10 protein-coding genes and 1 pseudogene are annotated in these 11,632 nt (G+C 56.1%); all 11 read left to right on the forward strand.

Translation table 11 applies throughout. The features are described from left to right. The first annotated feature begins 82 nt into the window (after positions 1-82). Positions 83-1,795 (forward strand): ABC transporter ATP-binding protein, encoded by a 1,713-nt coding sequence (locus tag ACYCZJ_RS13055; protein WP_461554662.1) that lies wholly within the window; start codon positions 83-85, stop codon positions 1,793-1,795. A gap of 75 nt (positions 1,796-1,870) precedes the next feature. Then, positions 1,871-2,695 (forward strand): hypothetical protein, encoded by an 825-nt coding sequence (locus ACYCZJ_RS13060; protein ID WP_461554663.1) that lies wholly within the window; start codon positions 1,871-1,873, stop codon positions 2,693-2,695. A gap of 28 nt (positions 2,696-2,723) precedes the next feature. Further along, entirely contained in the window at positions 2,724-3,371 is a 648-nt protein-coding gene (locus ACYCZJ_RS13065) for a histidine phosphatase family protein (RefSeq protein WP_461554664.1), read from the forward strand. Between the two features lie 302 nt (positions 3,372-3,673). Beyond that, positions 3,674-4,960: a CoB--CoM heterodisulfide reductase iron-sulfur subunit A family protein gene (locus ACYCZJ_RS13070; RefSeq protein WP_461554665.1), complete on the forward strand. Its 1,287-nt coding sequence runs from the start codon at positions 3,674-3,676 to the stop codon at positions 4,958-4,960. Between the two features lie 3 nt (positions 4,961-4,963). Further along, the gene (locus ACYCZJ_RS13075) at positions 4,964-7,204 is read left to right on the forward strand and encodes an FAD-dependent oxidoreductase (protein WP_461554666.1); all 2,241 of its coding nucleotides are present in this window, start codon (positions 4,964-4,966) and stop codon (positions 7,202-7,204) included. 12 nt (positions 7,205-7,216) lie between these two features. Further along, on the forward strand, positions 7,217-7,849 hold the full coding sequence (locus tag ACYCZJ_RS13080; RefSeq protein ID WP_461554667.1) for a 4Fe-4S dicluster domain-containing protein: 633 nt from the start codon (positions 7,217-7,219) through the stop codon (positions 7,847-7,849). A 12-nt stretch (positions 7,850-7,861) separates the two neighbouring features. Next, complete coding sequence (locus ACYCZJ_RS13085) at positions 7,862-8,764, forward strand: CoB--CoM heterodisulfide reductase iron-sulfur subunit B family protein (protein ID WP_461554668.1); 903 nt, start codon at positions 7,862-7,864, stop codon at positions 8,762-8,764. 64 nt (positions 8,765-8,828) lie between these two features. Then, a complete protein-coding gene (locus tag ACYCZJ_RS13090; RefSeq protein WP_461554669.1) occupies positions 8,829-9,134 on the forward strand; it encodes a hypothetical protein in 306 nt (101 codons plus the stop codon). A 48-nt stretch (positions 9,135-9,182) separates the two neighbouring features. Continuing rightward, on the forward strand, positions 9,183-10,070 hold the full coding sequence (locus tag ACYCZJ_RS13095) for a formylglycine-generating enzyme family protein (protein WP_461554670.1): 888 nt from the start codon (positions 9,183-9,185) through the stop codon (positions 10,068-10,070). Between the two features lie 154 nt (positions 10,071-10,224). Then, positions 10,225-11,466, forward strand: a complete 1,242-nt coding sequence (locus tag ACYCZJ_RS13100; RefSeq protein WP_461554671.1) for an NRAMP family divalent metal transporter — start codon at positions 10,225-10,227, stop codon at positions 11,464-11,466. 2 nt (positions 11,467-11,468) lie between these two features. Further along, positions 11,469-11,632, forward strand: a pseudogene (locus tag ACYCZJ_RS13105) (transposase); the annotation flags it as partial.

The raw sequence follows: 11,632 nt of genomic DNA on the forward strand, positions 1-11,632 counted from the left end.
GGGACGCCGTAGGTTTTCGCTGTGGGATCTGCGCGGCTATTTGCGGCCGTATACAGCTGCGCTCAGTGCCGCGGGTTTATTCATGGCAGCGAAGGCTGTCGTGCTCTTGCTTGCGCCGTGGCCGCTCAAGTTCATTATTGACAGCGTCCTATTCCGGAAACCGCTACCGCATGGATTGAATGGATTTTTGCCTGATCCGGGCCATAGCCTGGCGCTGCTCAATACCCTGGGGATAGCCATGCTTGCGATGGGTTTAATGGATGCAGCGCTCAGCTATTGGGGCAATCGATTGCTGTTGCGTACCGGACAGCACGCAATCTTCGACATACGGCGCGATCTGTTTGCCCACATGCAGCGGCTTTCCCTGTCCTTTCATCGCCGCCAGAAAAGCGGCGACATCATGGCCCGGCTGGGTGGAGATATCCAGACGCTGCAGGATTTCGTGGTGTCGGCGGGAACCAATCTGTCTGCGCATCTGCTGACCATGATTGGAATGATCGTTGTCATGCTGATCGTTGACTGGCGTTTTGCGCTGGTGGTGATGGCGGTGGTGCCCTTGCTGCTGTTCATCATGCAACGTTACAGCGCGCGCCTGCGGATTGCCTTCCGGCGCGCGCGCCAGAAAGAAGGTGAACTGTGGGGTAAAGTGCAGGAGATTATTGCCAATGTCCACGTTGTGCAAGCCTATGGCCGGGAATCGCACGAGGATGAGCGCTTTGCCGAACAGGCCGAGAAAAGTCTGGATGCCACCCTGGAAGCGAGCGATTTGCAGGTGCAGTTCACACCGCTGGTTGGTCTGGTGATGGCCCTGGCGACCGGAGCAGCGGTCTGGTATGGCGCTACCCGGGTGCTGGCGGGGAGCATTACGGCGGGCGAACTGCTGGTGTTTCTCGCCTACCTGCGCGGCATGGCTTCTCCGGTCCGGCAGTTTGCCAAGATAGCGGGTGTGGTCGGCAAGGCCTCGGCAGCAGCGGAGCGCCTTGGCGAAGTATTCTTGGAAGCATCGGAAATCCGCGAAGCACCCGATGCGCTCATTCCATCTTCATGCAAAGGGCAATTGCAATTTCGCTCGGTGAGTTTCGGCTACCAGCCTGGCGATATGGTATTGCAGAATGTTTCGTTCCACATCAAACCGGGTCAGACGGTGGCGCTCGTCGGTGCGACCGGCGCCGGCAAGAGCACATTGGTGAGCCTGATTCCGCGTTTCCATGATCCGCTCAGCGGCCAGGTCATGCTGGACGGCCATGATCTGCGGGAGCTGTCGCTGGATTTCGTGCGCAGTCAGGTCGCACTGGTATTGCAGGAAGCGCTGGTATTCTCCGGTGCGATCTGGGAAAACATCGCCTACGGTCTGGCGGGCGCGGGTCGCGACGAGGCTATCGCTGCGGCGCAGGCGGCGGGTATTCACGAGCTGGTCGAAGGTTTGCCAGACGGCTATGACACGTTGGTGGGAGAACGCGGGGCGACATTGTCCGGAGGACAGCGCCAATGTGTTTCGATCGCGCGGGCCATACTACGCAATGCGCCTATCGTCATTCTGGACGAACCCACCAGCGGTCTGGATGCGTTTACCGAGCGCATCGTGATGGAAGCATTACGACGCCTCACCAGTGGCCGTACCACCCTTATCATTGCGCATCGGCTGAGCACAATTACCCGGGCTGATGCCATTCTTGTGCTGGATCAGGGGTGTGTTGTGCAAATGGGGACTCATGAACAATTGCTCGCACAGCACGGGCGTTACTTCGATTTGTGGAACTGCGGGGGCAGCGGGGCCCTTGCGCTATCCAACTGAATCACATTAAATCAAGCGCAGATTTTACGCAGCGATAGGAAAAACATAAAAATGCATATAAAAACATGCGCTTGGATGCTGATTGCATTCGCGCCCTTCTTGATCGTTGTGCCTGCCAGTGCTGACCCCTGGATTCCAGCAGCAGGAGCCGGGAAAGTCAAACTGATACTGCGCCTCTACCGTTCCGATCGGGTATTTTCTTCATCGCACTTCGGTAGCGAAACGTACCCCAGCACTTCCAAAACTTCCGAGACACAACTCAAAGTAACCGGAGAACATGGTTTGGGAGACGGATGGGCACTGCAATATGATTTGCGTGCAGCACAAGATAGCAAGACCAAGACAAAAAAAAATAAAAGCACAACCTATACCTCGTCCGGCTTGCAGGATCAGGAGATCGGTTTGGTACGTGGATTAAGGCAGGGCGAGACTTTTGCAGATGCGTTCGCACTGAATATTATTCTGCCGACAGGTTCGGTATCGAGTAATCCGCAGCTTGGCGTGGGCCACACAGCCATAGAGCCTGATTATCAATTCGGGATAAAACACCAATTCGGGCAACGAATCGCCTATGGAAGTTTCTCCATCGGGCCACGCATGTTTTTCAACAGTAGTGTGACGCAGTGGCGCGCCACCGCTGATGTGGGTACGCGGCTGTTTCGGAACGTGGATATCTTCGGTTCCCTGTTCTGCGCCCGGACCTTTGGCGTAAACAGCGCGCTACCGGCCAGCGAAAATCCGAATGCTTCGGAATTCTATAATCTGCTCAGAGGCGGACTGGGCTTGCGCTTTACACTGACTAAAAACATACGGCCGATTATCGAGTATGAGTCTGACCTCGCAGGCCAGGGTATCCATGCCGGCAATCGCTGGGTGTTTGGTTTATCCTGGCGTTACTGAGCATTCACCTGCGCTGAATGGGCCATCTATGAGATTGCTGCTGGCAAGGCATGGTGAAACAACCTGGAATCGGGATGGGCGCTACCAAGGCCGTAGTGATCCACTATTGTCGGCATGGGGTGAGGTGCAAGCACAGGCGCTTGCGTGGCGGTTTTCAGCAACCGAAGCGATCAGCATCGTGGCAAGCCCGTTAATGCGAGCCCAGGCGACAGCGCACATTATTGCTGGCCGGCTCAATTTGCCTGTCGACACTGATCACCGCCTGATGGAGCTTGGTTACGGTGACTGGGAAGGATTGCAACAAGCCACAGTCAAGCTGCAATGGCCTGAGTTGCTGCGTCAGTGGAAACGCACCCCTCAGCAAGTGACATTTCCCGGTGGCGAATCACTCAAGGACATGCAGCAGCGTGTGCAATCCTTCCTTGGGCATATGGCAGCGCGGTCCGGGATTGTTCTGGCAATTACTCACGATGGTGTTGCCAGAATGGCTGTGCTGGAAGCGCTGGGTCAGCCGCTTTCCGCATTTCGGGACATTCGTATCAAAAATGCTTCAATCACTACTTTTACCTGGGAAGGCGGAAAATGCATCGTTGAGGACATGAACGATGTCGCACATTTACTTAATCTGACAAAAGATTCACCTCGGCAACTTCCCTGGTCAAATATCGTACTATAGTAACCAAGTGCGGTTGCCGGAAATTCGATTGAAGATGCTGCCAACAGCGCCTGCCACCTATTTCCGATCAGCATAAGCATTCACTGCAATTCACCCCCTCTATTTCGGGATAAGAATTTTCAATTGAATTTACCCCGGCCCGCTGTGGATAGCCTGCGTGGTTCAGGGTAACATTCACCGCAGTCCGGGAGTGTACCCAAGCAGATTCAATCGGGGAAAAGACCGCTTGAGCGGCTCCCCGAAAATTCTAGTGTTTGTCGTAATGGCTGGGCACTTTATCCGTTATGAATGGAGGAAGCTTGATGACGGAAGTTGTAGCAACAAACGAGACCATACTGGTCGTCGGTGGCGGTATATCCGGTATGACAGCTGCACTGGAAGCAGCAGAAACCGGCAAAAATGTGGTGTTGGTGGAGAAAAATCCGGCCATAGGTGGGCGTACTTCTCAGCTATACCGCTATTTTCCCAAGCTGTGTCATCCGATTTGCGGCCTGGAGATCAACCTGCGCCGGCTCAAGTCCAATCCGCGTATCCGTCTGCTGACCATGGCGGAGGTCACCGGCATCACCGGCGCCAAAGGCGACTACACCGCCACCATCAGAATCACGCCACGTTATGTCAACGCCAACTGTACTGCCTGCGGTGATTGCGCCAAGGCAGTAGACGCCGAGATACCCAACCCGTTTAATTATGGCCTGAACACAATGAAGGCGGCTTATCTGCCCAACAAGATGGCTTATCCGATGCGCTTTGTACTGGATAAATCCATTATCGGCACGCCGGACGCCGACAAGGCCAAGGCGGCATGCAAATACAACGCCATCGACCTCGACATGCAGGAAGAAACCGTGCAGATCAAGGCCGGTGCCGTGGTCTGGGCGACCGGCTGGCAGCCCTACGACGCCAACAAGATTCAGCCTTACGGTTACGACCGTTTCAAGAATGTGATTACCAGCGTGGAATTCGAGCGCCTGGCCGATCCGCATGGCCCCACCGGCGGCAAGATTCTGCGTCCGTCGGATGGCAAGGAAGCGAAGAATGTCGCCTTTATACAGTGTGCCGGTTCGCGTGACGAAAATCATCTGCGCCACTGCTCGCGTATTTGCTGCATGGCCTCACTCAAACAGACCAGCTATGTGCAGGAACATTTTGGTGATGAGGGCAAGTCCACCATCTATTATATCGATATTCGCGCCATCGACCGTTTCGAGGATTTCTACGCCAAGGTGCAGGCCAATCCCAACGTCAGTTTCATCAAATCCAAAGTGGCCAAGGTCACCCAGGACGACGCCAGCGGCGATGTGATCCTGCATGGTGTGAACACCGAGGGCTATCATCGGTATGCCACTGCCCACGACTTGTGCGTGCTGGCGGTGGGTATGGAACCGTCGGTGAAGGGCGTCAATATCCCGGCGGAAATCCTTGCCGATTCCAGTGGTTTTATCGAGGCTGATCCAGCCAACGGCGCATTCTTTGGCGCCGGTTGCGCATCCAACGCGCTGGACGTGAATCGCTCGGTGCAATCGGCTACAGCGGCGGCGTTGCGGGCGATTCAGGTAGTCAACAGAGTAGCAAAGGCGGAGGTTTAACCCATGGCTGTAGAGAAAAAGGTTGCCGCGTATATCTGTCAGGGCTGTGGTCTGGGCGAGCGCCTGGATACCGCTGCACTGGTTGATGTGGTCAAAAAAGAAGGCAAAATTCAGCAAGTCAAATCCCACCCCTTCCTGTGCAGCAGCGAAGGCGTGGCGACGATCCAGAACGACATCGACAACGATGGCGTGAGCCATATCATGATCGGCGCCTGTTCGCGCCGCGCCAAGACCGACGCGTTTAATTTCCCCGGTGTGGCGATGTCCCGTGCCAACTTGCGCGAAGGCGTGATCTGGATCCGTCCTGATACAGAGGAAGCCCGCGAAACCACGCAGGAAATGGCCGAAGACTACCTGCGCATGGGTAGTGCAGAAATCAAGGCGATGCGTCAGCCGGAAGGTAATCCCAACACAGGTACAAGCAAGACATTACTGGTTGTCGGTGGCGGCATCACCGGCATGACCGCAGCGCTGGAGGCGGCCAAAGCCGGCTATCCGGTAGTGCTGGTGGAGAAGTCCGGCCAGCTCGGCGGCTGGGCGGCCAAGCTGCATATGCGCGTACCTTCGCACGAGCCCTACAAGGCGCCGGTGGATAACGGTGTGGCAGGGATGGTGTCGGCCATCGAAGCCGATCCCAACATCAAGGTTTACCTGAATGCAACACTCGCCAAAACCAGCGGTGCGCCGGGCCGTTTCCAGGCGGAAATTGCCACTGAATCCGGCAGCATGGCGACCGAAGACGTAGGCGCGATTGTTCAGGCTACCGGTTTTACGCTTTACGACGCCAACAAACTGCCCGAGCTCGGATATGGCGCATCGCCGAATGTGGTGGATCAGGGCGGCCTGGAGCAGCTGGCACGGGAAGCGGCTGAACGCGGCGGCCCGATTCTGCGTCCGTCCGACGGCCAGCCGGTAAAATCGGTGGTATTCGTGCAATGCGCCGGTCAGCGTGACGCCAGCGGCACGCATCTGGCCTACTGCTCCGGCCATTGCTGCAATACCAGCATCAAGCAGGCGATGTATTTCAAGGACGCCAACGCCGACATCGACACTACCGTGCTCTACACCGATCTGCGCACGCCCGGCAACGGCGAGGATTTCTATCGTAGCGCGCAGGAAAAGGGCGTGATTTTTACCAAGGGTAAAGTGGCTTCGGTGCAACCTGCCGGTAATACCTGCAAGGTGAATTTTCATGACTTGATTCTGGGTGACGAAAACGCCAGCATCGAAAATGCAGATCTGGTGGTACTCGCCACCGGCCAGGTGCCTAACTCGGGGGTGAACATCGATTTCAAGGCGGTGGAAGGTGAAGAAGCAGCCGCCGAGGTGGAGAAAAAAACCATCTCCATCCTTAACCTGGACTACCGCCAGGGCAAGGACGTGCCGCAGCTGAAATACGGCTTCACCGATTCCCACTTTATTTGCTTTCCCTACGAAACGCGCCGCACCGGCATCTACACGGCCGGCCCGGTTCGGCGTCCGATGGATATCGCCCAGGCCAAGGAAGACGCCACCGGTGCCACACTCAAGGCGATCCAGGCGCTGGAGAACGCCGCCATCGGCAGCGCCGCGCACCCGCGCTCGGGCGACCTGTCCTACCCCTCGGTGCGGCTGGAAGGATGTACCCAGTGCAAGCGTTGCACGGTGGAGTGCCCGTTCGGCGCGATTGACGAAGACGAAAAACGCTACCCGTTGTTCAACGAGTCGCGCTGCCGCCGCTGCGGAACCTGTATGGGTGCCTGCCCGGTACGGGTGATTTCGTTCGAGAACTACTCGGTGGACACGGTGGGTAGCCAGATCAAGGCAGTGAGCATCCCGGACGAATTCTCCGAAAAGCCGCGCATTCTGGTGCTGGCGTGCGAGAACGATGCCTATCCGGCCATGGACATGGCGGCGATGAACCGCACTGAAACCAGCTCGTTCGTGCGCGTGGTGCCGGTGCGCTGCCTGGGTTCGGTCAATACCATCTGGATTACCGACGCGCTCAACTCCGGTTACGATGGCGTGATGCTGATGGGCTGTAAACACGGCGACGAGTACCAGTGCCATTTCGTGAAAGGTTCCGAGCTGGCCAACTACCGCATGAGTAAAATCGACGACACCTTGAAGGGCTTCAACCTGGAAACCGACCGGGTACAGACCTACGAAGTGGCGATTACCGACATTGACCGCGTGCCGAAGCTGATCAACGACTTCGAGAAACGCATGTTCGAAATCGGCATGAGCCCGTTCAAAGGCTTCTAGGAGAACAGCGCGATGAGTAATTTAAGCAGTCAGGCCGCGGCCCAATACAACAATAACTTCCTCAAGGAAGTCGAGTCCATGGTGGAGGAGGGCAACTGGGTCAAGATGTGCATGCAATGCGGCGTATGCTCCGGTTCCTGCCCCACCAATTTCCAAGCCGGATGGGATCATCCACCGCAGGAAATTTTCATGATGATTCGCGCCGGCAAGCGTGAAGAAGTCCTGACTTCGCAGTCCATGTGGATGTGCACTTCATGCTACAACTGCATCGTGCGCTGCCCGCGCAAGTTGCCGATTACCCACATCATGCACGGACTCGCCAACTACGCGCATCGTTTGGGGCTGGCGCCAAAGAACCAGCCCACCCGGCATTTCGCCAAGCTGTTCTGGAACAACTGTATCCAGACCGGCCGCGTCAATGAACTGAAGCTCTCGCTGGGCTTGTATTTCAGGGATGGTTTCAAACAGGGAATTATCAATGGCTTGGCGATGAAGGATGTCGCGCTGGGTTTACTGAAAGCCAAGCGGCTGAATCCTTTCGAGCTATTCAAGGCACATGGTTGCAAAGACCAGAAAGGCATTCACGCCATGTTGAAGAAGGCGCATGAAATCGAAGAACGCCGCAAGGCAATCAAAGCGGCTTAAGGAGCACTGAAAATGGCCAAGAAAGAATACGCATTTTACCCCGGCTGCTCATCGCAGCGTGGTGCATCGGCATCCAATTACCTCAAGTCGGTGGATGCGATGTGCAAGACACTCGACATCAAGCTCACCGAAATTCCGGACTGGAATTGCTGCGGCGCATCCATCGGCTATGCAGAAGGCGGTGAACTGCCGCGCCATGTGATGAACGCGCGCAACTTCGCGCTGGCTGAGCAAAACCTGCCCGGCCAGGAAATTGTTGCAACCTGTGCTGCCTGCTGGCTTGGTGCACGCGAGACCAAAGAGAGGCTCGATGCCTCCTCGCAATTGATGGCCGATACCAATGAAGCGCTCAAGGAAGCCGGCCTCGAATACAAGGGTGAATCCGATATCCGTCACATGGTCGAAGTGCTGATCGAAGATTTCGGTTACGACGAGCTGAAAAAACCCGTGGTGAAATCGCTGGAAGGCATCAAGTTCGCCGGTTATGTAGGTTGCCAGACCAACCGTCCGTTCGGTATCGATGGTGAATCCTTTGAGAACCCCATGTACCTCGACAAGCTGGTGGAAATGGTCGGTGGTGAAGCGCTCACCGGCTACGATCAGAAAGTCACCTGTTGCGGTGGCGCGCTGGCTTTTTCAGAACCGGATAAAGCCCAGGCGCAGATCAAGGACATAGTTGAGTCCGCCTATGACCACGGCGCCGAGATGATCGTCACGCCATGCCCATTGTGCCAGGCCAATGTGGAGATATATCAGGGCGCCATCAACAAAAAATATGGCAAAAAATTCAACATCCCGGTGATGTATTACAGTCAGTTGATGACGGTCGCGTATGGCGGTTCTGCCAAGGACGCCGGACTGGATGGGCAGGTAATTCGTGCCAAACGGCTGGAAGAAATCGCCGCCAAGCGTTAAGCTGGTTCACATCCATTGACACAGGGGCGTTTGCCCCTGTTTTTGTTTATCAGGACGGAGCATTATGCATCAACCAAAAACCATGGACGAGTTGATTGATCTCGTGCATCAGGCTGTTTACGAAGTCGACGAACTGCGCGCCTGCATTGAAGATGAGCCGGAAGAAATGGAACGCTACCTGCCGTTTATTGACCAGCTTGACGTGCAATTACGCAAGCTGTTTGATGACATGACCGCCGGGCGTTATGCCTGTCCGGCCCAAACCGATCTTGAGTTCATGCCGCTGGTGCAAAAATGGGGCCGGGATATTCCGTTCAAGCCACTTTTATTGGCAATAAATCAGGCACACCGGAACGGATTTCGCGCTTAGCCGTCCTATTCGATAGAATATTCACATCTATCGAAGACAGGATGACTGATGCAACTCAACCAAGCTCAAGCCCACCCTCTCGGTTTCGTGCATGACATGGACGAAACCGCTTTACATAATGCTCAGCAAGATACCGCGCTGCAACTGGAACTGGCTACTTACTTCGGCGATACACTGAAGGATGGCTCGAAAGCACCGGAAATGGCCGTGATTCCGGCAGGCTGGTTCGAGATGGGATCGCCCGGTCACGAGCCGGGACATGAGCCGAATGAGTCGCCACAACACTATGTGCAAATCAGCCGGGCTTTTGCGATCGGCCGCTATACCGTCACGGCGGAGGAATGGGCGCGGTTTCGTGCGGCCACTGGCTGGAGTCAGGTGCGTGAACTGATCCAGGCGCACGGGCGCGAGCCAGTAGTCAATATTCGTATGGCGGATGCACTGTTATTTATTGCCTGGTTGAATCAGGAGACCGGCCAGCTATACCGGCTACCCAGCGAAGCTGAATGGGAATACGCCGCACGAGCCGGTACCCGTACCCCATTTCATTATGGCGATTACGCCAGCTGCCGTGATGTGTTGTTCAAACCGATGTTTCCTTTCCCTGAAAAAACCAAAAAACGCCGCAGCTTCTTTCCTCAATGCGGTCAGATGATGTGGGCAATGGAAGTCGGCACCAAACCACCCAACCTGTGGGGGCTGCATGACATGCACGGGAATGTCTGGGAAATGACTGCCAGCCCTTGGCAACCGGATTACTTTCAGGCACCTGCAGACGGCCATAGCTTGCCCGGGCACGCCGGGAACAAGCGTATCGTGGTCAAAGGCGGCTCATGGTTTGATCCCGCCACGGCCGCGCGTAGCGCAGCACGGCGCTCGCGACTGCGTGACGAACTGGACGTCAATCTCGGCTTCAGACTGGTGCGGGAAATATAGATCTAAACCAAGGTCGAGCTGCCCTGATGACCGTGCGCCGGAATTCAATTCCTGAGTACACAATTTTTTTCCACCATGGAACCATGCACCGGGTTCGCTTGTCTTTTGAATGAAAAAATAAAAATCATTCTCATTCATTTGCTGGTACATGAAGATGGACACCCATGGGGTATCGACCCGAGCTCGCCTGACAGCCTTTTTCGCGGTGGCTGGTCCTGGTCTGGTGGTAATGCTGGCCGATACGGATGCCGGCAGTGTGATAACCGCGGCGCAGAGCGGGGCGCAATGGGGGTATAAGCTGCTGGCATTGCAACTGCTGCTGATCCCGATTCTGTATCTGGTACAGGAACTGACCTTGCGTCTTGGGTTGCTCACCGGGCGCGGTCATGGTGAATTGATCAGGCAGCATTTCGGCCGGGGTTGGGCGTGGTTATCGGTTTCTACATTGCTGGTATCCTGCCTCGGGGCGCTGATTACGGAAATGAGCGGCATCGCCGGTGTGGGTGCGTTGTACGGCATACCCATCTGGATCAGCGTGCTGGCCACATTGGGATTCCTGATGACCATGGTCATTTCCGGATCATACCGCTCGGTAGAACGCGTCGCGGTAGCCATTGGCCTGTTTGAACTGGCTTTTGTCTATGTCGCGGTGGTGTCCCGTCCGGATCCTTCTGCCGTACTCCACGGACTTGCCAGCCTGCCGCTGGGCGATCACGGTTACCTCTATCTGGTCGCGGCCAATATCGGAGCGGTGATCATGCCATGGATGATTTTCTATCAACAATCAGCGGTGGTCGATAAGGGCTTGAAGCCGCATCATCTACCGGCTGCACGTTGGGATACGGCGATCGGTGCCGTGGTCACGCAAGCCATCATGGCAGCTATCCTTATCGCGGTAGCAGCCACTTTCGGACGCAGTGGCGGGACATACAGACTCGATACAGTACAGCAGATTTCGCATGCGTTGACGCCATACCTGGGCGTGGCAAATGGCCGGCTGATGTTCGCCATGGGCATGCTGGGCGCATCACTGGTGGCGGCAATTGTCGTGTCGCTCACCGCCGCCTGGGGCTTGGGTGAAGTCACCGGTTATAAACACTCGCTCGAGCACCATCCGCGCGAAGCGCCGTGGTTTTATCTGGTTTTTGTTGCGGTACTGGTGGCCAGTGGGCTGCTGGTGAGTTCGGGAGTGAATCTGGTTGACCTAAGCGTGGGCGTGGAGGTCATGAATGCATTGCTGTTGCCTGTTGTGCTGGGTTTTCTCTATGTTCTTGCGCGACGTGCGCTGCCACATGGTAACCAGCTTCGAGGTGCTTATGCAGTCATGGTGGCATTAACGATTACGCTAACCGCCGGACTGGGTGTGTGGGGCGGGTTAACCGGACTATTCGGCTGATTCAGGAAGCATCAGGATCCCGTGGACGCTCAAGGGCGATTGGTGCCTTGCCCATTGAGATTCCACGCGACCGCGACGGCAGCTTCGAGCCGCAGCTCATTGCCAAACACCAGACCCGCTGGGCCGGCTTTGACGACAAGATCCTGTCGCTGTACGCCCGCGGCAT

The organism is Sulfuriferula sp. (assembly GCF_054605375.1).